We start from the raw sequence: 26,454 nt of genomic DNA, 5'->3' as shown, positions 1-26,454 counted from the left end.
AATCCAGAGTTCAGCGTTCAGAATCCAGAAACCAGAATTCAGATTCCAGATTTAAGCATGCTGATTCCGGGTTCCGGCGTTGAAGGTATGGGTGGAAGCGTAGATACAGCCGGAATGGCGCAGCCCATATACTCGGCACCCGCATCCGGAAGTTCAATCTCGAATCTCAAGTCTGGATTCTCAAATCTGAAATCTCAAATCTCAAATCTGAAATCTCAAATCTGAAATCTCAAATCTGTATTCTCGCTACTGCACAAAAAAAGCGGTCACTTTTAAAAGTAACCGCTCTCATTAATTGTAAATAAAATCAAACTATGCCACGGCCTTCTTCACCAGGTCAGCTGCTTCACTCAACAAGATGGCGGATTGTACTTTCAGTCCGCTCTCATCAATGAGTTTTTTTGCTTCCTCTGCATTGGTTCCCTGCAAACGCACAATGATCGGAATATTAATATTTCCCAGGTTTTTGTAGGCATCAATAACGCCGGCGGCCACACGGTCGCAACGTACAATACCTCCAAAAATGTTGATCAGGATTGCTTTTACTGCGGGGTCTTTCATAATGATTTTAAAACCGGCTTCAACGGTTTGGGCATTTGCGGTACCGCCTACATCCAGGAAGTTGGCAGGCTCACCACCGCTCAGTTTGATCATGTCCATGGTAGCCATGGCCAAACCGGCACCGTTTACCATACAACCCACGTTACCATCCAGTTTTACAAAGTTCAGGTTGTATTTCCCGGCTTCCACTTCCGTAGGATCTTCTTCGGTAATATCTCTCAGGGATGCCAGGTCTGCGTGGCGCATCATGGCGTTATCATCCAGGTTCATCTTACAGTCAACGGCGATGATCTTATCATCGGCCGCCTTAAACAGCGGGTTGATCTCCAGCATGCTGCAGTCGAGCCCTACGTATGCGTCATAAAGATTGGTTACAAACTTTACACAGTTTTTAAAAGCGGCACCGGTGAGCCCCAGGTTAAAGGCAATTTTACGTGCCTGAAACCCCAGTAAACGGCCGGAAGGATGTACCCACTCTTTAAAGATCTTTTCAGGTGTTTCATGCGCCACATCTTCAATGCTCATACCTCCTTCGGTACTGTACATGATCACATTTTGCCCATTGCTGCGGTCCAGGAGGATGGATAAATAAAATTCCTGTCTTTCAGAAGGACCATCATAATACATATCCTGGCCTACAAAAATTTTGTTTACTACTTTTCCTGCAGGTCCGGTTTGAATGGTTACCAGTGTTCCGCCCAGGATGCCTTTTGCAAATTCCTCCACGTCTTCCAGGGACTTGGCTACTTTAACCCCATTGATACCGGTTTCTTTAATAGCGCCCTTTCCGCGGCCGCCCGCATGGATCTGTGCTTTTACCACCGCAAACTTGCTGCCGGTATCCGTTTTGATCTTCCGGTATGCTTCTTCAGCTTCCTGTACGGAGCTGCATGCATAACCTTCCTGTACCGGAACATTGTATTTTTTTAATAATTCCTTGGCCTGATATTCGTGAAGATTCATCTGTAAATAGTTTTTTTGTTTATGGATGATCACATGAAATACGCCCCTTCGGTCCTCATGCAGAATGATGAAGTCGTTAGGACCCATTTCATTAAAAGAACTTTGCCACGAAGATAAGGATTCAACGGAAACGGGCGTCATTCAAATTTTTGCGGTGCCGCGTGCATTTGTTTATGGCTGATTTATGAGCAGGGAAGAGCATGCGCAGCCTACAGCGTAAGGATTCATTTTGGGACTTTGTGCCGTTGCAACCTCCGGAACATGGAAGCGTCTTCTATAAAACCGTATCTTTAATATACAACGGAAGCGACGGTACATAATGTTGTTCTGCCGGGGAAAACAAGCGCTGTAAAAGCGAAATTCCGGAACCCCATCGTTAACAAAACAAAAAACAATGAAAAAAAACACACCATGTCTGCTTTTAATGCTGGCTTTTATGCTGGCTGCAACCAGTTTTACACAGGCTCAATCCGTTTCTGCGGATTCCATCAAAGCGTTAAAGCTGCACAAAGAGATCCTGAAACAAACCACGGAACTGAACAAGCAGAAACTGAACCTGGCCGATTACCAGAACAAACTGGTAAAACTTCAGAGCGATCTTGAAAAGGCGAATAAGGATGCCGCAAAATCGGCGGCGGAGAGTAAGGACTATTCCCAGAAAATGGCAAAGAATCCCGGCGATGAGAAACTGGCCCGGAAGGCAAAAAAAGCCGCGAAGAGCGCTTCATCCAGTAATAACAAGGCAGAAAAACTAACCTCCGGTGTGGCCAGTACGCAACGGAACATTAACAAGACCAGCGATAAAATAAGTGATCTTGAAAAAAAGATCGCCGGCCTGCGCAGCAAGGGCTGACCCTTCCGGCCGGCTGTCAAATGCTGCTAAGCATCTGGATGTTAAGAGTTTTAAAAGAAACACCCGATTCTTAACAGGAGCGTGTGTAGCGCTGTTAGTTTCATTATATTTGCCCACACTTAATGCAGGATTTATGTCAGAATCAATTGTGGAGCAGGTACAGGAAACCGTTGCTTTTTTAAAAGCGCAATACCCGGAGACTCCGGAGGTAGGAATCGTGCTGGGCAGCGGGCTGGGAAACTTTGCGTCGGCCATTACCGTAGAAAAAGAAGTACCGTACGCGGCTATTCCCAATTTTCCCGTGTCTACAGTAAAAGGACATTCCGGCAAGTTGATCTTTGGAGAACTGGCCGGCAAAAAAGTGGTGGCTATGGCGGGGCGGTTTCATTTTTATGAAGGGTACACGCCCCTGGAGATCGTTTTCCCCATCCGGGTAATGCAATTGCTGGGCATCCGGCAGCTGCTGCTGAGCAATGCTGCGGGAGGCGTGAATCCGGGGTTTTCCGTAGGCGATATTATGATCATTACCGATCATATCAGCTTTGGTACACCTAATCCGCTGGTAGGAAAAAACATTGAAGAATGGGGCACCCGTTTTCCGGATATGAGCGAGCCCTATAAAAAAAGCCTTATCACAAAAGCGAAAGCGATCTGTGGAGAAGCGGGTATCGCGATACGGGAGGGCGTTTACTATGCCGTTACCGGCCCAACGTTTGAAACACGCGCCGAATACAAAATGATTCATATACTGGGAGCTGATGCCGTGGGAATGAGCACCGTGCAGGAAACCATCGTGGCCAACCATATGGGGCTGGAGGTTTTTGCCGTAAGCATTATTACCGACCTGGGCATCCGGGAAGAAGAAAATGTAATTACACACGAGGAGGTACTGGAAGCGGCCCGGGCGGCAGAGCCGAAACTGGCGCATTTATTTACGGAAATGGTGGCCCGCGCATAAACTCAATAAATGAAATTCTATTTTATTTTATTTCTTATGGTGACGGGAATCTGCGCACAGGCGCAGGATCCATTGGGTGGGATGGGTAACCGGTTCCGGGGGATCAAAAACGCCGGTTCGGGAAACGACAGCCTGACTCGGAGAAATAAATTTGAAGATTCTGTAACCATTACTTACCGCTACCTGGATACCCTCCGGGGGTATAAACTGGACTCCTCTATTAACGATTTTACGAAGTATTATCCCATTCCGGCTGATTATAATTATCTCGGGAATTTTGGAAATGCAGCGCAATCCTATGTGTTTAAACCAAGGATGCAAACGGGCTGGGATCCGGGGTTTCATGCATTTGATATATATAAGTATACGGTAGAAAAAGCCCGGTTCTTTACCGCCACCCGGCCTTATTCAGAATTAAACTACCTGTTAGGTGCGCGTTCCGAGCAATTTATCGAGCTGATGCATACGCAAAATATCCGGCCTAACTGGAATGTGCATTTTTCATACCGCCTGGTAAATTCACCCGGATTGTTCCAGAATCAAAAGTCGGCCCACAATAGCTACTATGTTACCAACTGGGTGCAATCCACGAATAAGCGCTATAATAACTATTTTATTCTTGCAGCCAATAAATTGCAGAACACTGAAAACGGCGGTGTTGTAAACAGCAGCTATATCGACAGCGTGGATTACGCCCGGAGAGATTATATCCCCGTGCGTTTGGGCGGCAGTACCCGTTATTCTGCTGATTTTTTTAATACCAATATTTCCACGGGGAACCGGTACGCAGATTTTAACGTGCTGATGCGCCAGCAATATGACCTGGGCCGGAAAGATTCGCTGGTAACCGATAGTTCCGTGGTGCCGCTGTTTTTCCCAAGGATCCGTTTGGAGCATACCGTACGGTACAGTAAGTATACCTTCGAATTTACAGACGCCGCTCCGGACGCTGCCTATTATAAACAATATTATGCCTTGTCCGGCGGTAGCGCTACCACCGGTTTTTCAAAGCGGGACGACTGGAAAGAAATCGTGAATGATTTTTCCATTTATACATTCCCGGATTCGAAGAATACCCAACAGTTTATTAAACTGGGTGCCGCTGTTCAGAATCTGTCGGGTGTGTTTGATACCCTGCGGCGGGAGAGCCCGCTGGAGCTGATCCGGGACCGGGAGAAGAAGAATTATTATAACATTTTTGGACACGGGGAATACCGTAACCGTACAAAGAACCAGAAATGGGATATGATGCTGAATGGGAAGCTCTATTTTACGGGTATGAATGCCGGTGATTATGAAGCCGGGGCCAGCATCCAGAGCCTGCTGGGCAAAAAGATCGGCAGCCTGATGCTGGGTGCACAAAACGTGAACCGGACGCCTTCTTTTATTATGCAGAACCCGCTCAGCAGTTTTTACCTGATGGAAGGAGAGAATCCGGGTCTGAAAAAAGAGAATATCACCCATTTATATGCCACCGTGTATCAGCCCGTGCTCAAACTGGGGCTGGTGGGGCATTATTACCTGATGACTAACTATACCTACTACACCGACTATTACAAGGTGAATCAATATAATTCCCTGTTTAATGTGTTACAGATTGGCGTAAACAAAGTGTTTGAGGCCGGGAAAACCAAACAGTGGAAATGGCGTACCGAAGTGTATTTCCAGCAGGTAGTGGGTGGGGCACCGCTGCATATACCGGCCATCTATACACGTAACAGGCTGGGTTATGAAGGAAAACTGGGCTATCCCCGGTTAAATATCGCCATGGGACTGGAAGCTAAATACCGGACCAATTATAAAGGCGATGGCTATTCGCCGGTGCTGGGGCAGTTCTTTTACCAGGATGATCAAACGGTACAATATAAATTGCCCAATATCGCCGCTTACCTCAACTTCCGGATCAATTCCTTTAAGGCATTTGTGCGGGCCGAGAACCTGAATACCTTCCGCAATCTGGATGGAAGCTGGGGCTTTACCAATAATAACTTTGCTGGACCGGACTATCCTTATCCCGGATTGCTGATCCGCCTGGGCGTTTTCTGGGGATTTGTGAACTAGGGCCGGAGGCGTTGAACAATTACGCATACAACCTGTTTTGAAACCGTGCAGTCTTATAAGGGTAGGTTTATATAAAATAGATTAAATATGAAAAGAGTTGGATCAATGCTCCTGGGGATGCTGCTGTTATTAGCGGCCTACGGAGCCCAGGCACAAACAAAGACCGATAAGATCGCCGTTTCCGGTAATTGCGGTATGTGCAAGAAAACGATTGAAAAAGCGGCGAAGGCGGCCGGCGCCCGGGAAGCCGTTTGGGACATCCCTTCAAAAACACTTGCGGTAACATACAACGCAAAAAATACCAGCAACACCAAAATTCAGCAGGCGGTTGCCGGTGCAGGCTACGATACCCAGGAGGTAAAGGGCAGCGACGCCGCCTATGAAAAGCTGCATGCCTGTTGCCGGTATGAGCGTACGAAAACATATGCGGCTGCCAAACCTTAGCCGCATCGCTGTTAGCCGATGATAAAACGGAGCATCTGCATATTTTTAGGGTGTTTGTGCGCAGCCTTGGCTCCGGCGCAAACGATGGTTACCCCAACGCCTGCCATCCCGTTTACCTTAACCAGCCCGAAAGGAAATCTTGTTTCACTAAGCGACTATAAGGGAAAAACCGTGCTCGTAATTTTTTGGGCCTCCTGGTGTGCGCCCTGCAGGGTAGAAAACCGGAAGCTGGCGCGCCGGTACCACCGGTTTAAAGACCTGCCTTTTGAAGTGATAAGCATTTCGGTTGATACCGAACGGGAAAAATGGGAACACGCCATTGCTGCCGACAAGATGGCCTGGCCGCAGCTGATCGATACCAAAGAAGCATGTGCTGCGTGCCGGTGGAATGCGCGTGCTTTACCCGCTTCCTTCCTGGTGGATCCGAAAGGGGTCATTCTTGCCTTGGATGCCGCAAGGCTCCCGGTAGCCGATCCCGGTGGATTCCGGAGCCTCCTCAAAAAACTGGCCGGTATGGAGTAAAACGGGGTGCTTTTTAAAAAAATTCCCGATTTCGTAAATGCCGGAGAACCGGTCCCGGATAATTTTGCCGCCTATGCAGCGGGGAAAATTCAGGAAATTCTTTAATGACATCCATTTGTGGCTTGGACTGGCCAGCGGAATCGTACTTTTTCTGGTATGCCTTTCCGGTACCATTTATACGTTCCGTACGGAAATAGAGGAACGCGTTAATAAAAACGTATATTTTGTTACCTATAAAGAAGGGATGCAAGCGCAGTCATTAACCACGCTGGTGGCTGCTGTTGAAAAGGTACAGGGGAGCCCGGTTACAGGAATAACCATTCCCGGTCAGCCGGAAAAGGCCTGGTCTTTTTCCGTAAAACCCAAGGGCAAGGAAAAGGGCAGGGGAAAAACGGTGTTGGTAAACCCCTACGCCGGCACCATTACGGGCGATACCGAAACCGGGAGCAGTAAGTTTTTTATGACCATGATGAAACTGCACCGCTGGCTGCTGATGGAGCAATCTACCGGTCGCATCATTGTAGGTATTGCCACCCTTATTTTTGTAGTGTTGCTGCTTTCAGGGATTATCTTATGGCTTCCCCGGAGGTTACGCTACTGGAAGCAGGGGTTCGTGATCCTGTTTTCGGGAAAATGGAAACGGATCAATCATGATCTGCACAATGTACTGGGGTTTTATTCTTTTATTTTTTTATTGATCATGTCGCTCACGGGTTTGTGCTGGTCATTTGAGTGGTATAAAAAGGGCGCGTCCACGGTATTGGGGGCAGAAGTGTTTGGTGGTAAGAAGGAAAAACCGCTCAAATCATTGGCTTCCGGCACGGCAATGCTTTCTGCGGATGATGTATTAAAAGTGGCCAACGGCCAGCTCACCTATACCGGCATCACGCGTCTGGGTTTCCCGGCCGACAGCTCCGGAACCTTCAGCGTTTCAAAAATTAATGCCGCTTCCTGGAACAATGCGGCAACGGATCGCGTTATGATCGATGCATACAGTGGTGTGGTATTGAAAAAGGAACTTTTTGCCTCCAAAACCGCCGGCCAGAAAATAGCCGCGAGCATCCGGCCGATACATACCGGTGAAATCTACGGACTTTTTTCAAAGATCATCTATTTTATCTGTTGTTTGATTGCTACCAGTTTGCCGGTAACCGGCACCATTATCTGGCTCAATAAACTAAAAAAGAAAAAGCCCAGGAACAAAGCGGTAAAACTGCCGGCAAAAGCACAACCGGTGGCGGCGGCTGTCTGAGTTTAGCATCGGGATCTGAGAATTCAGAGTCCAGATTCCAGAGTCCATGCCGGTTACCAGGCGATTTTTGTCATTGCCGCAGATGCGCTGATGTTGCCTGCGGCGCTTTGGCTGCGATTCTATTAAAGCTTGTACCATATCTGCACATCTGGGCCTTAACAAAATGGTATCGGATCCGGAATCGGACGCTGGCATCCAGGCCCGGCATTCCTCATCTCAATTCTGAACTCTGAGATCTGAATTCTGGATACTCAATTCCCGGCTACCGGCAACGATTCCGTAATTATTGGATGAGCGGCAACCCCGAGGGGTGTTTACCATTATTAATTTCTTATCTTCATTCCCGAAAAGGATTTATAAAAAAGGGGTAAGGATGAACATGGAACCGATCAACTTAAAAAAGCTGGCTTCTCTTTTACATCTTTCTATAAGCACTGTTTCAAAGGCACTGCGCGACAGTCATGAGATCAGTGCGGATACAAAGAAACGGGTAATGGATCTGGCCCGTGAGCTGAACTATGAACCCAATCCTTATGCCGGCAGCCTGCGGAAGTTTAAAAGCAAAACAATCGCGGTGATCGTACCGGATATTATCAACAATTTTTTCATTTTTGCTATCAAGGGGATACAGGAAATGGCACATGCCCGGGGGTATCATGTACTCATTTATATTACCAATGAAAACCCGGAATATGAAAAAGATGTGGTGCGGCATATGACCAACGGCCGTGTAGATGGTGTGGTGATTTCCCTTACAAGTCCTCTTGATGATACCGAACATTTGCAAGCCCTGCAGGAAAAGGGGTTGCCCATTGTATTTTTTGACCGGGTGGCGGAAGGGTTTGGTAACAGCAGTATTATTGCTACCAATAATTATGAAAGTGCCTATAATGGTACCCGTTACCTGATAGAACAGGGGTGTAAACGCATTGCGCATTGCCAGGTGTCGGACAAAATATCTATTGGCATCGACCGGCTGCAGGGGTATCAAAAGGCCCTGGAAGATGCCGGTATTGCCGTTCGCCCCGAATGGATCCTTACCAGCCGAAAGGATTATATGCACGATACCGCGCTGATTGAGCAAACCCTGTTACAGAAAAATGCCCCGGACGGTTTATTTACATCGGTGGAAACGCATGCGTTGATTGCATACGACATTTGCCGGAAACACCAGATCGATATACCCGGGCAACTGAAGCTGCTGAGCTTTAGCAATATGCCAACGGCACACCTGCTGAAACCATCGTTGTCGACCATTACCCAGCCGGCCTTTGAAATCGGACAGGCGGCGGTACAGCAACTGATCCTGGCCCTGGAAAAACCCGCCCGCTATGTGCCGGAACAGATCAATATGGATTCGGTACTCGTCAAACGGGAATCCACCGCCAAACAGCCTGATCAGTAAAAAGTACCATAAATAGCTGTTTTTAGTCCGGGTTGTGGCAAAACCGTTCTGTACCTTTGCAGTATCAAATGCAGGATGGTACAAAAAGAGAAAATACCCGTTTATTCAATCCAAAACATGGTTCGGGAGCCGTTGCAGCAAACAGAATTGCAGGCGGAGCGTTTTTCGGGATACCTGGAAAAGCATTATGAGCATTTGCACCGCCCGCATCGCCACTCCTTTTACCATATGGTACTTTTTACTTCTGGTGAGGGGATGCATACGATCGATTTTGACCGGTTTGAGGTAAAGCCCTTCCAGGTATATTGTATGATCCCGGGGCAGGTGCACAGCTGGCATTTTACCGCGCCTGTGGATGGGTATGTGGTCAACTTTCCCGATCATTTTTTCAGGGACTTTTTGTACAATCCCTACTACCTGGAGCGGTTTCCTTTTTTTAGCGGTATCAGTGCGGAAGGTGTATTCCAGCTGCCGGCATCGCTTCAAAAAAAAGTACCGGCTCTTTTTGATGAACTGATCGCAGCGGCGTTGGATGCGGCAGCGCCGCCCGATATGAACCGGGTGCTTTTATTACGCATCCTGTTACTGATGAGCAACGCCGTGGCGGGGTACCCTGCCAAAGCAATACCGGAGCAGAAGAAAATGATTTTACATAACTTGCGGCGGTTGATCGATATGCATTACAAATCCATACGACTGCCGAAAGAATATGCAGATCTCTTATACATTACGCCCAATCATTTGAATGCGCTTTGTAAGGATCTGTTGGGGCAAACAGCAGGGGAGCTGATCCGTAACCGGGTATTGCTGGAAGCCAAACGCCTGCTGATCAATGTAAATAAAACAGTGGCGGAGATCGCTTATGAACTTGATTTTCAGGATAACTCTTATTTTAACCGCTTTTTTAAGAAATATGAAGGGGTGACTCCTGATGAATTCCGAAAACAATTTTTAAAGTAACCAATATATCATGGAAACGGTATCTACAACAGCAGCAACCGATAACGAAAAAGATAAAGTGCCCAGTTATTTAAACGTGGTGGCCTCTAAATGCCCCCGCTGCAGGCGGCACAGCATGTTTGAGGTAAAAAATCCGTACAAGTTAAAAACGACCATGCGGATGTACCAGGCATGTCCTGTTTGTAAACAGCCTTTTGAATTGGAAACCGGCTTTTATTTTGGGGCGGGCTATGTGAGTTATGCGCTGGCCGTGGCATTCAGTGTGGCTACGCTGGTGGCCTGGTGGGTTTTTATCGGGTTGAGTATTTATGACGACCGGTGGATTTACTGGCTGATCTTTAACGCCCTGTTTCTTATTTGTATGCAGCCGGTGCTGATGCGGATGGCCCGGAGCATCTGGCTTTCTTTTTTTGTACGGTACGACCGTAAATGGTATGCGAACGCCCCGTCGAGGGTAAAGAAAAAGGGCTCCTGATCGTTCCTTCATTAGCCGCAGCGTCCCCTTTGGGAGACGCCGCGGGGAAAAATGTTTCTAACAAGCGAATGAGTGACTTATTAGACGCAGGGCACTGTCCCACAGGTGGCCCTTGTCCCCGGAGGCGGGTACCAAACTGCTGCCATATATTCCGCAGTACAAGTGTGCGACGCAAGCATGTTGATCATAGTACTGAAGATGACTAAATGATAATCAGTCGGTTAGGTATTAAAGGCCAATTAGGTGAATCCCCCGGAATTTCGTAACTTTGCAGTCCGAATTTAAAAACCTTCGGATTTATTTATGTTTCAATTATTTTTTAAACAATTAAACGCTGATGCACAGGAGAATGCGGGAGCTGCCGGAGAACCGGTGGAAGAAGCATCTACAGCGACAACCACTGCACCTGTAGAAGCTGCTAAGCCCGTAGAAGCACCTGTTGCTGTTGAAACTGCGCACGACGATTTCGATTGGAGCGTGGACAAACGCAATGTTTCTTCTTACTCAAAAGAAGAAAAAGAAAAGTACGATAAGGTGTATGAAAATACTTTCGTACAATTAAACGATGGTGAACTGATCAACGGTACCGTTGTAGGTATTACCAACACAGATGTAGTATTGAACATCGGTTTTAAAAGCGATGGTTTGATCTCTCTGAACGAATTCCGCGATCTTCAGGGATTGAAAGTAGGTGATGAAGTAGAGGTGATGATCGTTGAGAAAGAAGACCGGGATGGTCATCTGAACCTGAGCCGTAAACAAGCCCGCACTACCCGTGCATGGGAGCGCATTGTTGAGGTGAACAAAACAGGAGAAGTAGTTACCGGACAGGTTACATCAAAAACCAAAGGTGGTTTGATCGTAGATGTATTTGGTATGGAAACCTTCCTGCCAGGTTCTCAGATCGATGTAAAACCCGTTACCGACTACGATCAGTTTGTGGGTAAAACCATGGAGTTTAAAGTGGTTAAGATCAACGAAACCATTAAGAATGCCGTGGTATCGCACAAAGCGCTTATCGAAAGCGATATTGAAGCACAACGTGCTGAAATCATCGGTAAACTGGAAAAAGGTCAGGTACTGGAAGGTACCGTTAAGAACATCACCGACTTTGGTGCGTTTATGGACCTGGGCGGACTGGATGGTTTGCTGTATATCACCGATATTTCATGGGGACGTATCTCTCATCCGAACGAAGTGCTGAAGATCGATCAGAAAGTGAACGTGGTAGTACTGGATTTCGACGACGAGAAAAAACGGATCAGCCTGGGTCTGAAACAACTGACTCCGCACCCATGGGATGTATTACCCGAAGGTATTGTTGAAGGCAACACTGTAAAAGGTAAAGTAGTAAATATTGAAGACTACGGTGCATTCCTGGAAATCACTCCAGGTGTTGAAGGTCTGGTTCACGTAAGTGAAATTACATGGGCAAATACCCCTGTAAACGCCAAAGACTTCTTCAAACTGGGTGATGAGCATGAAGCGAAGATCGTAACACTGGATAAAGATACCCGCAAAATGAGCCTGTCTATCAAACAACTGACAGAAGACCCATGGAGCGATATCGAAACCCGTTTTGCAGAAGGTACCAAGCATACCGGCGAAGTGAAGAACATCACCAACTATGGTGTGTTTGTAGAACTGGCACAGGGTATTGGCGGTATGATCCATATCAGCGACCTGAGCTGGCTGAAACGCTTCAACCATCCGGGGGAGTACACGAAAGTGGGCGAAAATATCGACGTGGTTATCCTGGGTATCGACAAAGAAAACCGCAAACTGCAGCTGGGACACAAACAGCTGGAAGAAGATCCCTGGAATACCCTTCAGGACACTTTTGCCATCGGCAGTGTGCATGAAGGAACCATCGTACGCAGAGACGATAAAGGAGCTACCGTTCAGCTGCCTTATGGCCTGGAAGGATTTGCACCTAACCGTCACCTGGCTACACAGGATGGTAAGTCTGTAAGCCTGGATGAAACGGCTCCGTTCATGGTGATCGAATTCGATCGCAATGAAAAGCGCATTGTACTGTCGCACGCACGCGTGTGGGAACAGTCTGCATACGAAGAAAGAGAGTCTGTGAAGAAGGATGCACGTGCTGAAGCAGAAAAAACCAAGAAAGCAGTGAAGAGTATCCAGAACAAAGTTGAAAAAGCAACACTGGGTGATCTGAGCGCTTTGGCGGATATCCGGAAAAAACTGGATCAGGAAAATTCTGGTAAATCAGAATAATACGATCCGTTTTGATATTAAAAAGCTGCACTGTTTTAACAGTGCAGCTTTTTTTATGGGCATTATTGAAATTGTTTGATAGATCTGTAATATTTTATCCTAATAAGCAACTTATGTAGTATACGGCGGAACTTTAAAGTGTATTGAATGACTACAAATAAGGATGGCATGGAAACAGAAATTTTAAAGACAATCCATGAACATCAGAAAATTATCTATAAAATCTGCAACCTGTACCGGAACAACCGGGAGGATCAGGAAGACTTATTTCAGGAGATCGTTTACCAGCTCTGGAAATCGTATCCGTCATTCAAAGGCGCCTCTAAAGTGAGCTCATGGATCTACCGGATTGCGCTGAATACGGCGCTTACTATTTACCGGAAACCATCCATAGCAATTGACTACTACCGGGAATTGCCTGAAGGTATTCATCCATTTGAAGACTGGAAGACCCCAGAACATACAGAACGGTTGTTTTGGGCTTTGCGTACTTTAAGTGATTCCGAAAAAGCCATTATAGCGCTGTATCTCGAAGACTTTAATTATAAAGAAATTGCGGCAATAACCGGTTTGAGTGTAACGAATGTGGGGGTGCGTTTAAACAGGATAAAAGTGAAACTGAAGGAACTATTAAAATAGATATTATGGACCTAAATGAACTGAAATCGGGATGGCAAAAAGCCGGAGGCTCATTCAAAAGCGAGGCCGACCTGCGGCGAATGACCAGGATCATGAACCATCCGTCAATAAAGAAAATAAGAACCAAGCTGGTTATTGAAATCATAGTCCTGTTATTTATCTTATTTATTTACTACGATTGGTTTGACGGAGATCAAAAGCCTTTTTACGCAAACCTGGCCCTGGTTGCAGGTTTATTGTTATATATTGTCAATGATGTTATTGGCCTTATTTGCATACTGAAGCCCGTAAACACAATGAATTTAAAAGAAAGTGTAGCGGAGTACCTGATGCGTGTCAAACGCCTGTCTGTTTTTTCTGTAATCATCGCCTTCCTTTACAGCATTTCCATAATGATCTTTTTTGCATCGGCCATAAATTTTACAAAGGAAAAAGGGCTGGTACTGGTATTTAGTTCAGTGATTATGTTTCAGCTGATCCTGTTATCCTTTAATGTATGGAAGAAGCGGATTAACAATTTAAAGCAGCAGGTAGCCGACTTTGGTCCGGATGAAGCCATATCGGTTTGATGCTCCGGATCTGTTATGGGATCAGCCTTTGTTCAGGCACAAACAGCCGGAAGGCATATGCGCCTGGTTCATTTTGGCCGATGAAACACTGTTGGACAGCGGAGTGCTCTTTCGTAAACGGCGCAAAGTTGTACCGGCTGGGGCATGGAATTACCAGCACGCCGCGGCATTCGTTTTTCAATATGGGTTACAAAGATTTCCGGTGTGCCGGGCCTTTATTTATTCTTTGCTGTTATCGGGCACTGTGCAACAGAGCGACTGACACCCGGCGCATTTCATTTGGAACAGGTCTTTCTTAGCCACACGCGCATGCGAGGGGCCGGGATCGCATGACGATACACGATGGATGGGCGTTTGAACCTCTTTTTATTGCAGGGTAGAATCCGGAAATAGTTTAATTTAGGTGCTTTGATAATCAGAAGTGATGCAGCTTACACAGATACTGGAACAGGTATATCCCTTGCCTGCAACCGCCCTGGAAAAAATTACCAGGCGGGTAGTGGAGGTTGGGTTTGAAAAAAATCATTTACTGATGCGGGCCGGCCGGATTGAGCGGAACTTGTACTTCATCAAAAGTGGCATTGTGCGGGCATATGCTCACACGGAGGATCATGAAATAACCTTCTGGTTTGGCGGCGAAGGTGAAACCATTGTATCGATGAACAGCTATGTGACGGGCAAACCAGGTTATGAGCATATTGAATTACTGGAACCCTGTGTTTTGTTTGCACTCCGGGCGGAGGAACTGCAACAGCTTTACCAGGAAGATCTGCAGATTGCCAATTGGGGACGGAAATTTGCGGAAGGGGAACTGATCAAAACGGAGGAGCGGCTGATCTCCCGGCAGTTTAAAACGGCCGCCCAGCGGTATAAGGAACTGCTGGCAGATAATCCGGGCCTGCTGCAGCGGGTAGCCCTGTGTCATATCGCTTCTTACCTGGGCATTACACAGGTAAGCCTGAGCCGGATCCGGTCGGAGATCCGCTGAAGCGTGTTTTATTTATCATTTGTAAAATTTTATTTCCGTGCTTCAACAGAACTTTGCAGGAAATTTAAAGATATGAACTGGATTATTCTGATCATTGCGGGTTTGTGTGAAGTGGCGTTTACTTCCTGCCTGGGTAAAGCAAAGGAAACAACAGGGGCTGCCATGTACTGGTGGTATGCCGGTTTTTTTATAGCGCTTACAGCGAGTATGTTATTGCTTATGAAAGCCATCCAGGGACTGCCAATTGGAACGGCTTATGCGGTGTGGACGGGTATCGGTGCTGTGGGCGCTGCATTGATGGGGATCCTGGTGTTTAAGGAACCGGCAACATTCTGGAGATTGTTTTTTATCACCACGCTGATCGCCTCTATTGTAGGGCTAAAAGTGGTTTCATCACATTAACGGGCGACCAGAGCTGATCCGTCAGGCGGCAGGATAACCGGCTTCCGCGGCAGATGCGTTCGGATCAAAAACAGCTTAAAATCATCGTGAAAAAAGAGCAGGCACTGATCAATGTTTCCAAGCGGAAAGGGCACTATTTTCAACGGCCATTTTCATCATCCTTTTACCAACTGCTGGTGTTTGAAGGAGAGGGCCGTTTTGAGGTAGACCTGACGGAATATAGCTGTTCAGGAAAAACGGTATTGTGTTTAGCACCCTATCAGCATTTTAAATGGAAGAGCGCTCCTTTAACAGCAATGCAGCAGCTGGAGTTCCATGGTGATTTTTACTGTATTGAGTATCATAAAGAAGAAGTGGCCTGTAACGGATTGTTGTTTAATAATATTTACCTGGTGCCGCATGTGCGCCTGGCGCCGGCTGTATTTAATGAAGTATGCGCCGTGTTTGCAAAAATAGAGAAAGAGCAGCGGGTGGGAGCGGTATTCTCTACGGCAGTGCTTAAGGCATACCTGCAACTGGTTTTGGCTTTGTGCAGCAAGGAGAAAAAGGCATTCCTGGATAAAAGAACTGCACAGATGCCGGTGCCTGAGGGCGATCGCGCTTTTCAGCAGCTGTTGGAGCAGTATTATCTTACAGAGCGGACACCTGCCTTTTATGCGGCACAGCTTTCCCTGTCGGTTGATGCTTTTAGTAAAAAGATCCGCCGCGGGTTTGGAAAAACACCATCGAAGCTGATTCAGGACCGGGTGATCCTGGAAGCAAAAAAGCTCCTGCATCTTTCCAGGAAGTCGGTTAAAGAGATTGCGGCCCAATTGAAATTTGAAGACGTATTTTACTTCAGCCGGTATTTTAAAAAACATACCGGGTGCGCACCGACCGTTTTTAGATCACAGACCGGTATTTCCATTGTGGCAAAATAATCTATAGGAATGCCGGGTTTGTCCATGTTTCCTGCCATACAGATGGTCTATTTTTGGGCGGAATAAAACCGCAAAAAATATGAACCGACTTCTCCTACTCTTAGTTCAATGCCGTGCAGGGCTGGTGCAGCTGATGCGCATCGCTATATTTATTGTAATGGCCTGGATCGGTGGGCTTAAGGCATTTCAGTATGAAGCCGAAGGTATTGTTCCGTTTGTGGCCAACAGTCCGCTTATGCATTTTTTTTATAAAGATCCGGCAGCATACCAGGCGCACAAAAATCCTGAGGGAAAAGTTGTAAACAGGAATATTGAATGGCATAAGGCAAATGGTACCTATACTTTTTCCTACCTGTTGGGTGCGTGTATTGTACTCATCGGATTTTTAACCCTGGCCGGGATCTGGTGGCCCGGGACCGGTGTTGCGGGCGGATTGCTCACCTTTGGGATGTCGCTGGTGACGCTCTCGTTTCTGATAACGACTCCCGAGGTCTATGTGCCGGCATTGGGCGGAGACGGGCCCACGCCGCAGCATGGGTTCCCTTATTTGTCGGGCGCAGGGCGACTGGTGCTCAAGGATATTATCATGATGGCAGGGGGGCTTATTGTTGCAGCGGAGGCGGCAGAGCGGGTATTAAAACGGAGCGGGTCCTGAACGTGGCGGAACGTTGATGAACCCCGGAGATTGAAAAATTATAAACGGGATTATGCTGATCATTGCGGGAATATTTGAAGTGGTATTTACCCCATCCTGGGTAAAGCAACGGAAACAACAGGGCTGCTATGTACCGGTGGTATGGCGCGTTTACAGCGAGTATGTTATTGCTTATGAAAACCATCCAGGAACTGCCGATTGGAACGGCTTATGCGTGTGGACGGGTATCGATGCTGTGGTCGCAGCATGAATGGGCATCCTGGTATTTAGGGAACCGGCAACATTCCGGAAATTTTTTTTATCACCCCGCTGATTGTCTCTATTGTTGGGGTTAAAAGTAGTTTCATCACATGCATGTTATGGCCACAGAACCTGGTGCATGTGATGTGCAGGCAATCCTGTGCATACAAAAAAATCCGATCGCCGGATCGGATTTTGAAACAGGAAGATGTATCCCGTTAATTTTTATGAAGCCTCAGATCCCGGGTAGCGGTTTTACCGGTATGGTTTTTTGTGCATTCCCCTGATCGTTTTCTTGTATGGCAATAATTCACCTGTAGCTGTTGCATGAACAATAGTTACCTCCAGGCATTATCGTAGGCTTTACCCGTTATTCCCATTGGATCTCCAATATCGGTTTGGATGGAATTGGTATGCCATGCAATCTGCACATTGTTGGGGAAGTGCATGATTACCGTAAAAATGCCCCGCGTTTGATCATCGTACCAATAACCGTTTTTCCAGTGGTATTCACCTCTTTCACCGGTAACAAAGCCATCGTAGCCCATGAGCAGATCCTTCATCTTATCCAGCATCAGGCCCGATACATATTTTCCGGCTTCGGCTGTCAGCAATACCTGCGCCATCTCAGGAGTGTTGATAAACCAGCCGCCAGCACCGGCATCCTTGTAGGTAGTGTAAGCCATGATGCCCGGGAGCAAAGGCTTGGAATAATTATAATACATCGTCATCTGGCGGTCGGGCGCGGCTTCGGTAATGGATCCGTTGGCGTTCCAGGGGCCGATATTGATCTTTTGCCAGTCGGGCAGCCCGGCTACTTTGAAGATCTTTTCGCGCACATAATCACGATGCGCCTGAGATACGGCTTCATCGGCCTGCGCATCGGTCAGATTTGCATAACTTTCTTTACCGTTTACTACACATGGAATTAATACACGGCACATAAGGTAATTGACGTTATCATATTTCTTTTGGGTAAGATAGCCGAAGCCGGTAGTAGGTGTTTTCATCGTTTTGCGCAGCGATGCATAGTCGTTACCGAAGTATGTAAGACCCGCCTTATGTGTAAGCATGTCCATAACCCTGATCTTCCGGTTTTCCGCAGCAATATCCCATGATGAAGGTAGCAGGTCTGCAAGGTACGTATACTCATCAAGATCTTTTGCTTCCAGCGCGCCCAGGAGTGCCAGCGCCGAGATGGTCTTGCTGCAGCTGCCTATGGCCTGGCGGGTAGTATATGTGTATTTTACTTCCGGATTGTTGGTACTGAGGCGTGCATATCCGTCTGCATCATATTGAACGATTTTTCCATTCTGGGATATGGCGAAAGACCAGCCAACCGTTTTTTCATTAAGGCTTTCCCGCATGTTCTTTGCAAAAAGCGCGGCATCGAATCCTTTGTTTACAATACTGCCGGACTTTTGACAGGCGGTGAACGTCATTGTTGTAAGCCCAAGGATGATCCAGGAGTTTTTTAATACATGTTTCATTTTTCTTGATTTTTAAAGTTTAGTCCTGTAAAGATGTGGTATGGAAAGAAGCGTTGAATAGCAGAATGAACAAATAGCGCTTCCGGATTAACGAAACAGAAAGTTTACATCACAATGCCTGTTGCTGCCTGCCGTTAACGTATACATGAACGACTATGGATTGGAAATCCCAATGTTTGAAGGGATACACGGGCGGCTGTGCTGCTTCTTTTTGTTTGTTATTCGCTCGCCGGAGATTTGGAGCGATTCAAACATATGCTTCTTCCCGTGTTTTATAAGCCTGAAAAGAATAGGCCGCCTTGCTTAAGCAGCTGTGCTGTTTTATTAAGCCAATCAACCGTTCTGTTAAAGGCCGCTGGCAACAGCGTTACATCACAATAATTTGCATTGATTCTTTTACAGAGGCGTAACACATTTAAACAAATAAAACAATTAAATCTTTAAACGATGAACGTTAAAAACCGACTACTCATTACACTGAGTTTGGTGTTGATGGCTGCAGCGATAGCCTGCAAAAAAGACCGTAGCGCTTCTCATGATGCCCTTGCCAATAGTACCTGGAAGGGGACATTTGTTGTTAAGAACAACGGGCCCGATCCGCTTGTTATTAAATTCAGCGAAAGCAAAGAGACTGCTTTATTTTTTGGTGATTTGAATGCGCCTGCTGAACACCAGGCCAAGGGCAGTTATACGTTCGCCAATAACAAATTGATATTTAGCGTTACCGATTATTATAACGAAAAGATGTCGTTTACCGGAACCCTTACTAATAATACGATTACCGGCACCTGGGGGCATGCGGATGCCGATAATGGCGGAGGTTCTTTTAGTATTACCCGGCAATAACACAGCAGCAACAACGGATCTTCATTTCTTTTGTTGGAACGTTCCCCGCACAGAAAAGAGGCTGTCTTAAAACAAGACAGCCTCTTTTCTGTTATTTGAGTAGTGATCGGTTTTTAGTGAGCAGCTTTAAATTTTTTCACTGCAGACGCATCACCTTTCACGATCTATTTCTTCGCAGCCTTCAGGTTAAACCCTACTTCCACGTCCTTACTGATCATCCAGTTTTCGGGACTGCCGTCTGTTTTATAGCTGATACCCCAGGCGCTCCGGTCGATGGTGAATTTTGCAGTTGCATTCACTTCGTTATCGGTAATGGTAACCTGTGCCGGGAATGTAATGTTCAGGGTGCTGTCTTTTAATGTAAGATTGCCGCTGATCAGATTGGTAGCGCCGGGTAACAGGCTTTTTTGCACAGTACTGTCGTAAGGGGCTACTTTTGTGATCACAAATTTTGCGGCCGGGTGTTTAGCCACATCAAAAAAGTCGGGGCTTTTCAGGTGCGCTTCGAGGTCGGCTGCCTTTTTATCGGGCTCGGTAACCGATGCGGTATCTACCTTTAAACCGGTGAGGTTAATGGTGAAGTTACCACCGGTAATGGCACCATTTTCAACGGAAAGCGATCCGTCATTTACACTGATTACACCAAAGCGGGGTGCGAAGCCGCCTTTGTGCGTTGCCCGCCAGTCTACGCTGGTAGACAGGGTGTCAATTACATAGGAGCTTCCGGTAGCTACAGCAGCTTCCTGTTTTTCTTCGGTTTTAGCTTGGTCGCTCGAAGCACCGCCGCAGGCGGCCAGGGTGAGCGCAAGGGCAAAGATGGAGATTGTTTGTTTCATATTTACGTGTTATTTTTAAAAACTGGGAACAAAATTAAATGGTTCTTTCTAAAAACAATGTTTAAACACTAAATATGGCAATTTCATAACAATTGGCGTTTGTCTAAATTACCATTTGTTAGTTGTTTATGGATGCTGCCTGCTCTTTTTATAGGTATCGGCGCTTTCAAAATACGAAACCTCGCCATTATTTCCGGTAATTACAATGTAGGCGGATGCCTTATCCACTATATTGCCTGTAGCGGGGTCGGTAGCTTTTCGTACCGCGGCATCCTGCGGGATCCTGTTTTTACACATTTCGCAACAGCCATAATAGGTTTTGCCATTAAACGGCACCGCAATTTGCGCTTTGTTCATAAAGGCGTCATTAACCATACATACAAGGTTGGCGGGCACGGCGTCTCCTTTTGTATAGTTGACGGTTCCCGGTTGTAATAATGCCGGCGCTGCTGCGGATGCCGGCGGCGTATTGATTGCCTTTTGCTGTTCTGCAGTGTTGCCGCAGGCCGTTAAGAAAACGGCTATACCAATGATGAGACTGGTTTTTGTAACGTGATTCATTGTAACTGTTTTTGTTTTTCTTTAATAAAATATCGGTTCTCGCGGATTTGCTCAGATGAACACAGAAGATTGGAGAACCGGTCTGACTGATTCTTCTGTGTTGAACCGGGGATTCTGTGAGCAGCTTTTGTATTGCTTTGCGTCCGCAGGGGCCGTTATTAATAAGTAAGCACCAATCCGCCTCCAAAGCCATATTCGGTATTGTAGTTGGCAGATATGCTGAAGTTCCGGTTAACGATGTACCGCAATCCGCCCATATATTCCCTGCGGGTGTCGAGTGAGAAAGCACCTCTCAACCGTTTTGAAAGCGGAATATCTTCCCTGCCCAGCTCAACGCGTACCTGCCCCCGGGTGTCGATCTGTGTTTGTAAGAGCACCAGCCAGGGAAGGGTATAGGCAAACCCGGCCGTGTAGCGTAGCTTGCCATCATGTTTGAACGTTTGTCCAAACAGGTCCCGCTCTTCGTGGCTATCCTTCCTGTAGGTCCACTCAACCCCTACAAAGGGACGGAACCATTGCATCTGCCCCAGGAAACGGCCGAAATTGGCTTCAATCTCATGCCCTCTGCTGGCGGTATAACCCAGTTTCCATTCGGCATTCAGGGCCCAACGGGTATTGTGGTAGAGTGCGGATCCGAAATTACCGTTGGATGCTACTTCGTTCTCGGCCATCAGGAAAAACATACGGTCATCGCGGTATAGTTTTTTAATGGTTTTCTGCGGGTTTGAAATATAGGGATTGGGCGCCTGGTTCTGATACGTGAAAATCCGCCCCATGCCTGCCATCATATGGTACAGGATATGACAGTGAAAAAACCAGTCGCCTTCCACGTTGGCTTCAAACTCGATCACGTCGGTTTCCATGGGCATGATATCAATTACGTTTTTCAGTGGGGCATATTCACCCTTGTCATTGAGCACCCGGAAATCATGTCCATGCAAATGCATGGGATGCCGCATCATGGAGGCATTGTATAATTTGATACGAACGATCTCGCCTTTTTTGATCTGTATCTTATCTGTTTCGGAAACCACCTTGTTATCAAGGCTCCATACATAGCGGTTCATATTACCGGTGAGGGTGAACGTAAGCTCTTTAACCGGTGCATTTTCCGGTAAAACGGTTTTGCTCGGCGCCTTCAGCATATTGTAGTTGAGCGTAAGGATGGCCGGAGGCATACCCGGATCTGCCGGCATGGAGTGCCCTGCATGCGCTGCCATACTGCTGTTGTCCTGTTTCATAGATGTGGGCTCCTGCATTGCCGGATGTGCAGTATGGGCGGTTGGATTTTCGTGCATATGCATTGGAACTTCTTTGCCGGCTTCCGGCTTTCTTTTCCCTATCCTGGGTGTGGCAGGGCCGGTAACCTCGGGGTACATGACAGTATTCATATCCATCTGCTGTAAACGCATGGCCATACCCATATCATTCATTGTGCCGTTCATGCGCATCATGCCGTTCATCATTTTCATCCCTTCAAAATACTTGAGCCGGCCGAGTGGTTGGGCCAGTTGTTTTTTGCCCTCCCCGATAAAGAGCGCGGTGCTGTTGGTGCGGTCTTCCGATGTGGCCAGCAGTTCGTAGGAAATGCCGGGTTCGGGAATGGTTACCACGATGTCGATGGTTTCGGACGGCGGCAAAATAAACCGGTCTACCTCCACCGGCACCACATCATTTCCGTCATTGGCCACTACGGTTATTTTGCCACCGGCATAATGTACCCAGAAGTAAGTGGAGGCACCTCCATTGGAAATCTGTAGCCGTACTTTATCGCCTGCTTTAAATTGGTCGAGCTGGCTTTCATTCCGGCCGTTGATCAGCATCTTATCGTAATAAACATCGCTTACATCCATGGCCAGCATCCGCTTCCATTCGTTCACGAGTTTGGTTTTAAAATGACCGGCTTTTATGGCTTCCGCATAGCTTTGTACGGCATTCTTTTTAATGGCCGCCCAATCATTGGCATTGCGCAACATGCGGTGAATATTATGGGGCATGATGTCGGTCCATTCGCTTAAAATTACCGGAACAGATGGCAGGTCGTCAATGCCTTTGCGAAAAGCAGGATCTCCTGGTTTTTTATGAAAGATCATCGATCCGTACATACCTGTTTGTTCCTGGAAGCCATAGTGACTGTGATACCAGTGGGTGCCGTTCTGGATGATGGGAAAACGATACGTATATGTTGTTCCCGGCTCGATGGGCATTTGTGTTAAATAGGGAACTCCATCTTCTTTATTGGGAAGGAATACCCCATGCCAGTGCAGGGCGGTTGGCTCTTTAAGCCGGTTATGCACCACGATCTCCGCAGTATCTCCTTCGGTAAATTCCAGGGTGGGCATAGGGATCTGCCCGTTAACCGCAATGGCCATTTTATGTTTACCGGAATAATTGACCATGGTATCTGTTACATACAGGTCATAGCGCTTTACGCGTTGGGCCTGCGGGTGCAGCATCGCCATTATAAAAAAGATAAAGATCCCTGCTGTTTTTATTTGTTGTTTCATTTCTGTTCTGCTTTATCAGGTAGAGCTACCTGTTTGTCTGTAGTATATTGCCCGAAGGCGGTTCTATTTCCCGGAGCGGTCTTTCAGCCCTGTAAAATAACGGATCAGCATTTCCTTGTCTTCTGCAGCAAGACGCCCGTGTACCAGGGTATAAGATCTCAGTGGCATGGACCCTTCATTCAGCGCGTTGATGATTCCGCTGAATTGCATACGTTGTTTACGTATTCCATAACCGGCCACTTCATCAAAGTTCAGTTTTTTCTTTCCTTTTTGGATATGCCGGTTCATCCATGCATTTGCCGGTTGCAATACCGTATACCAGGGATAACGGGTATTGTTACTGTGGCAATCGAGGCAGGCAGCTATTAATGCCCGCTGTACCTGCTGCGGAGGTGCAAAACGGTCTGCAAAACTGCCGGCTGTGGTTGTGGCCCGGTTCCGGGGTGCCCGGGGAACGAGTTGCAGCCCTGCCAGGAGCAGCAATACGATCCCGGTTCCGGCGTGAAACGGTTTCATGGCTTCAATATTTCGGTGATGGTACCACAATTGTTGCGGGCCGATCCGGTATAGGGATTTTTTACGGTTGGCTGGTTGCTGAGCCAGAACCCTCCTTTTCCATTGTTCAGCGAAGCACAGGCAAATTTATAAATGGCGGCTTTTGCGCCTGTTATTTTTACCAGATCGTACAGGTCTTCACTTAACAACTGAAAATGCTCCCGCTGGTGATCCGGCTTATCCTTGCTGGCTGCAATATGCGCTGCATTTTCAATGGAGGCTTCGACGATTTCCTGTACCTCTTTTTGCTGTGCTGCCGGAAGCCCTGTTACCAGTTGTGTTTGCAGCTGGTTTCCAAGAGCGCCGGCGGCATTTGTAATCCCTGTGGACTGTTCTTCAAAAAGCGCCGTTCCTAATACAAAGTAGGCGTGCAGGATTTCTGCTGAAGAAAAGGATCGTGCTGTAGTGTTTGCCTCCCGGGTGGATGTCTGCGATCCGGTAACCGTACCGGTGGCCATTGGCTGCTTCTCGGTTTCCGTAGTATTGCAGGCTGCTATCGCAATAGCCATTCCTCCCCATAAAAATAACTGTTTCATGAGTGCTGTTTTAAAATGAGGAATCTGGTTATTGAAGCGTTTCCTTTGTAGAACCGCAGGTCAGCATTTTAGAGCCGTAATAGGGATTTTTGATCCCCTGTTCGCTGCTGAGCCAGTTGGCACCACCCTTGTACATCGGACAGTGATTATAATAGACTTTATATGGTAGGGAGGATGCTTTTATCAGTTTATAAATAGTTTCTGAAAGCGGTCCAAAAGCAGCCCGTTGTTTTTCGATTCCACCGGCTGATTGCAGTGCGGCCGCCTGTTTTTGAAGATCGCCCATCACCGTCATCCATACCTGGTGCTCGTTTTTGCTTAATACATCCATTTTTACGGCTTTAACGGCAGCGTTCAATTGCGTGGCCTTTTGAGCAGCAGCTTTGTCATCCGACTGCACCAGGGCATTATTGATGGCAAAGTAAACTTTATACAATGGTTCCAGTGCCGATGCCGTGGCCACCTCTGGTATGGATCCGGTTGGAGTTCTGCCCTGCATAGGGGTAGGACCGGTATGTGCCTGCTGGGGCAGGGTTTCCGGATCGCCCTTATACTTACAGGCCTCCGGAAGCGACCGGTAGATTTCAAGCGGTGCATAGTAGCTTTCATTATCGAACCCGGCAAGAGCCACGCGTTTCAGCACCGCATCTTTTGTGGTGGCATGACTGTTATAGACGAGCGTGGCTTTTTGCGTAGCTGCATCCCAGGTTAATTGTGCCTGTTTTTTTTGTGAACCGGCTTCTTCGATCAGCGTTTTGCAGGCAGACGCATTTCCCCGGATAGATACGGTGACGGTTTTCGAATGCTTTATTTGTCCGTGTGCATAAGAAAAAGTGGTAGCGAGCCCCATCAGGAGGGCTAGGAATATATTTTTTGTTGATTGCATGATTGTATGATTAATCAGTGATAAATCGTATGCGAAAGGATCGCATACAGCATAAGTGAACGCCTGAGCGTTAGGGAATGGGCACAAAGAGCCCTCTAGTACTGATTAACCCAATCGGGGTGGTTGCCAGATCGTGTAGGCATAAGAAGGCAGGTGCAACGGATTGCGCCCGATACGATGATCGGCTACGGCTGCCGGAAGAGAACTGATCTCAAGAAGGTTCACCGTATGCAGGCTGTAAATGGAAACAGGATGACAACTGTTGTCCGTACAGTTATCGTGCGTACAATGCCCTTTTTGCTGATGGGCTGCGGGCGACTGGCTGCAACAATCGGCCTGGTGTGTCACCGCTTTTACGGTATGCGAAGTTGGGTGAACGGCTTTTGTATTTTTTTCGGTTTTTTGATGCATTTCACAGGCACTTGCTGTGAGCGCCGGCCCCATAAAAAAGGCGGCCAGAAATAATATCAGTACTATGAAACGCATTTGTAACACTATGCAAAATTACATGCTATTGTTTTCTGAACAAAAAAAATAGCATGTGATTTAGATTCTAACAGTTTGATAACAATTGATATTCATTTACTTATCGTTTCTGTAAATGATGTAAGAAAACCCTGAAATTCTGTAAGAGCGGGTTGCATAACTTTCCTTATTATAAAACTGTTACGGGGTGATTTTTTTTACGTACCCGGTGGAAACGGCCTCAAATCCCATCTTTGGATAAAACTGATGGGCCGCTTCTCTTTCGGGCCGGTTACCGGAATTTAACAGGAGCGCACCGGCTCCGATGGTACGGGCATGTGCTGCTGCCGCATCCAGCAATTGTTTACCTACTCGTGCCTTCCGGTGATCTTTATGTACCACCAGCGCCTGGATCCGGAGAAAGGTTCCGTTTTTCTCCCAGTACCATCCCGTGGCCAGTCCTGCATATCCTACCACCTGGTTATCGATTACGGCTACAAGGGTCCGGTAATGCGCATTGCCGGAGATGGCGTTCATCCGGAGTTGCATTGCTGCTGTGGTGGTGGGATAACCGAGCTCGCAGGTGAGCCCGGTTACAGCCGCCAGGTCTTTTTGTTCATAATCGCGGATAATGCATGTTGTCATTGTTGTTGCGGTTTTTACAGGG

28 protein-coding genes are annotated in these 26,454 nt (G+C 47.1%); 18 read left to right on the top strand and 10 right to left on the bottom strand.

All coding sequences use genetic code 11. The annotated features are described in order from the left end of the window. Nucleotides 1-312: 312 nt before the first annotated feature. Nucleotides 313-1,524: an ADP-forming succinate--CoA ligase subunit beta gene (sucC, locus tag LQ567_RS22810; RefSeq protein WP_231008177.1), complete on the bottom strand. Its 1,212-nt coding sequence runs from the start codon at nt 1,522-1,524 to the stop codon at nt 313-315. 394 nt (nt 1,525-1,918) lie between these two features. On the opposite strand from sucC, the gene LQ567_RS22805 reads away from it, so the two are divergent. The 17 genes from LQ567_RS22805 (at nt 1,919) to LQ567_RS22725 (ending at nt 17,115) form a co-directional block, all read left to right on the top strand. Further along, nucleotides 1,919-2,377, top strand: coding sequence for a hypothetical protein (locus tag LQ567_RS22805; RefSeq protein WP_231008176.1), 459 nt, complete (start codon nt 1,919-1,921; stop codon nt 2,375-2,377). A 133-nt stretch (nt 2,378-2,510) separates the two neighbouring features. Continuing rightward, a complete protein-coding gene (locus tag LQ567_RS22800; protein ID WP_231008174.1) occupies nt 2,511-3,335 on the top strand; it encodes a purine-nucleoside phosphorylase in 825 nt (274 codons plus the stop codon). Nucleotides 3,336-3,344: 9 nt separating this feature from the next. Beyond that, complete coding sequence (locus tag LQ567_RS22795) at nt 3,345-5,396, top strand: putative porin (RefSeq protein WP_231008173.1); 2,052 nt, start codon at nt 3,345-3,347, stop codon at nt 5,394-5,396. Nucleotides 5,397-5,483: 87 nt separating this feature from the next. Next, nucleotides 5,484-5,840 (top strand): heavy-metal-associated domain-containing protein, encoded by a 357-nt coding sequence (locus LQ567_RS22790; protein WP_231008172.1) that lies wholly within the window; start codon nt 5,484-5,486, stop codon nt 5,838-5,840. Between the two features lie 84 nt (nt 5,841-5,924). Continuing rightward, nucleotides 5,925-6,362, top strand: coding sequence for a peroxiredoxin family protein (locus LQ567_RS22785; RefSeq protein WP_231008171.1), 438 nt, complete (start codon nt 5,925-5,927; stop codon nt 6,360-6,362). A gap of 73 nt (nt 6,363-6,435) precedes the next feature. Further along, nucleotides 6,436-7,614 carry a PepSY-associated TM helix domain-containing protein gene (locus LQ567_RS22780; protein WP_231008170.1) on the top strand — a complete coding sequence of 393 codons (1,179 nt, stop codon included), beginning with the start codon at nt 6,436-6,438 and terminating at the stop codon, nt 7,612-7,614. Between the two features lie 373 nt (nt 7,615-7,987). After that, on the top strand, nt 7,988-9,019 hold the full coding sequence (locus LQ567_RS22775) for a LacI family DNA-binding transcriptional regulator (RefSeq protein ID WP_231008169.1): 1,032 nt from the start codon (nt 7,988-7,990) through the stop codon (nt 9,017-9,019). A 117-nt stretch (nt 9,020-9,136) separates the two neighbouring features. Further along, entirely contained in the window at nt 9,137-9,979 is an 843-nt protein-coding gene (locus LQ567_RS22770; RefSeq protein WP_231008168.1) for an AraC family transcriptional regulator, read from the top strand. A 10-nt stretch (nt 9,980-9,989) separates the two neighbouring features. Further along, nucleotides 9,990-10,454, top strand: coding sequence for a DUF983 domain-containing protein (locus tag LQ567_RS22765; protein ID WP_231008167.1), 465 nt, complete (start codon nt 9,990-9,992; stop codon nt 10,452-10,454). Nucleotides 10,455-10,757: 303 nt separating this feature from the next. Next, nucleotides 10,758-12,692 (top strand): 30S ribosomal protein S1, encoded by a 1,935-nt coding sequence (rpsA, locus tag LQ567_RS22760; protein ID WP_231008166.1) that lies wholly within the window; start codon nt 10,758-10,760, stop codon nt 12,690-12,692. Nucleotides 12,693-12,839: 147 nt separating this feature from the next. Next, a complete protein-coding gene (locus LQ567_RS22755; protein WP_231008165.1) occupies nt 12,840-13,331 on the top strand; it encodes an RNA polymerase sigma factor in 492 nt (163 codons plus the stop codon). A 5-nt stretch (nt 13,332-13,336) separates the two neighbouring features. Beyond that, nucleotides 13,337-13,900 carry a hypothetical protein gene (locus tag LQ567_RS22750; RefSeq protein WP_231008164.1) on the top strand — a complete coding sequence of 188 codons (564 nt, stop codon included), beginning with the start codon at nt 13,337-13,339 and terminating at the stop codon, nt 13,898-13,900. Nucleotides 13,901-14,324: 424 nt separating this feature from the next. Continuing rightward, nucleotides 14,325-14,888 carry a Crp/Fnr family transcriptional regulator gene (locus tag LQ567_RS22745; protein ID WP_231008163.1) on the top strand — a complete coding sequence of 188 codons (564 nt, stop codon included), beginning with the start codon at nt 14,325-14,327 and terminating at the stop codon, nt 14,886-14,888. Between the two features lie 72 nt (nt 14,889-14,960). Next, nucleotides 14,961-15,290: a DMT family transporter gene (locus LQ567_RS22740; protein WP_231008162.1), complete on the top strand. Its 330-nt coding sequence runs from the start codon at nt 14,961-14,963 to the stop codon at nt 15,288-15,290. Nucleotides 15,291-15,376: 86 nt separating this feature from the next. Beyond that, nucleotides 15,377-16,210, top strand: a complete 834-nt coding sequence (locus LQ567_RS22735) for a helix-turn-helix domain-containing protein (protein WP_231008161.1) — start codon at nt 15,377-15,379, stop codon at nt 16,208-16,210. Nucleotides 16,211-16,289: 79 nt separating this feature from the next. After that, nucleotides 16,290-16,865 carry a DUF417 family protein gene (locus LQ567_RS22730; RefSeq protein ID WP_231008160.1) on the top strand — a complete coding sequence of 192 codons (576 nt, stop codon included), beginning with the start codon at nt 16,290-16,292 and terminating at the stop codon, nt 16,863-16,865. Between the two features lie 52 nt (nt 16,866-16,917). Continuing rightward, nucleotides 16,918-17,115, top strand: coding sequence for a hypothetical protein (locus LQ567_RS22725; RefSeq protein WP_231008158.1), 198 nt, complete (start codon nt 16,918-16,920; stop codon nt 17,113-17,115). Nucleotides 17,116-17,443: 328 nt separating this feature from the next. On the opposite strand, the gene LQ567_RS22720 is transcribed toward LQ567_RS22725, so the two are convergent. Then, nucleotides 17,444-18,595 carry a serine hydrolase gene (locus tag LQ567_RS22720; RefSeq protein WP_231008156.1) on the bottom strand — a complete coding sequence of 384 codons (1,152 nt, stop codon included), beginning with the start codon at nt 18,593-18,595 and terminating at the stop codon, nt 17,444-17,446. A 447-nt stretch (nt 18,596-19,042) separates the two neighbouring features. Here LQ567_RS22720 and LQ567_RS22715 point away from each other — a divergent pair, with 447 nt between their 5' ends. After that, entirely contained in the window at nt 19,043-19,441 is a 399-nt protein-coding gene (locus tag LQ567_RS22715) for a hypothetical protein (protein ID WP_231008154.1), read from the top strand. A gap of 164 nt (nt 19,442-19,605) precedes the next feature. Here the strand turns inward: LQ567_RS22715 and LQ567_RS22710 are convergent, their stop codons facing one another. The 8 genes from LQ567_RS22710 to LQ567_RS22675 all read right to left on the bottom strand — a co-directional run bounded on the left by LQ567_RS22710 (nt 19,606) and on the right by LQ567_RS22675 (nt 26,432). Then, nucleotides 19,606-20,277, bottom strand: coding sequence for a YceI family protein (locus tag LQ567_RS22710; protein WP_231008152.1), 672 nt, complete (start codon nt 20,275-20,277; stop codon nt 19,606-19,608). A 126-nt stretch (nt 20,278-20,403) separates the two neighbouring features. Further along, on the bottom strand, nt 20,404-20,838 hold the full coding sequence (locus tag LQ567_RS22705; RefSeq protein WP_231008151.1) for a hypothetical protein: 435 nt from the start codon (nt 20,836-20,838) through the stop codon (nt 20,404-20,406). 158 nt (nt 20,839-20,996) lie between these two features. Beyond that, the gene (locus tag LQ567_RS22700) at nt 20,997-23,345 is read right to left on the bottom strand and encodes a multicopper oxidase domain-containing protein (protein WP_231008149.1); all 2,349 of its coding nucleotides are present in this window, start codon (nt 23,343-23,345) and stop codon (nt 20,997-20,999) included. Between the two features lie 63 nt (nt 23,346-23,408). Then, nucleotides 23,409-23,861, bottom strand: a complete 453-nt coding sequence (locus LQ567_RS22695) for a heme-binding domain-containing protein (RefSeq protein WP_231008147.1) — start codon at nt 23,859-23,861, stop codon at nt 23,409-23,411. After that, nucleotides 23,858-24,436 carry a DUF3347 domain-containing protein gene (locus LQ567_RS22690; RefSeq protein WP_231008146.1) on the bottom strand — a complete coding sequence of 193 codons (579 nt, stop codon included), beginning with the start codon at nt 24,434-24,436 and terminating at the stop codon, nt 23,858-23,860. The genes LQ567_RS22695 and LQ567_RS22690 overlap by 4 nt, the downstream gene beginning before the upstream one ends. A 28-nt stretch (nt 24,437-24,464) precedes the next feature. Then, a complete protein-coding gene (locus LQ567_RS22685) occupies nt 24,465-25,322 on the bottom strand; it encodes a DUF3347 domain-containing protein (protein ID WP_231008144.1) in 858 nt (285 codons plus the stop codon). 105 nt (nt 25,323-25,427) lie between these two features. Continuing rightward, nucleotides 25,428-25,808: a hypothetical protein gene (locus LQ567_RS22680; RefSeq protein WP_231008143.1), complete on the bottom strand. Its 381-nt coding sequence runs from the start codon at nt 25,806-25,808 to the stop codon at nt 25,428-25,430. Nucleotides 25,809-25,988: 180 nt separating this feature from the next. Then, the gene (locus tag LQ567_RS22675) at nt 25,989-26,432 is read right to left on the bottom strand and encodes a GNAT family N-acetyltransferase (RefSeq protein ID WP_231008142.1); all 444 of its coding nucleotides are present in this window, start codon (nt 26,430-26,432) and stop codon (nt 25,989-25,991) included. Nucleotides 26,433-26,454: the final 22 nt, after the last annotated feature.

It is taken from the genome of Niabella pedocola (genome assembly GCF_021044425.1).
Taxonomy (GTDB): Bacteria; Bacteroidota; Bacteroidia; order Chitinophagales; family Chitinophagaceae; genus Niabella; species Niabella pedocola.
The sequence above is the reverse complement of the archived record's forward strand: the minus strand, read 5'-3'. Positions and strand labels throughout refer to the sequence as shown.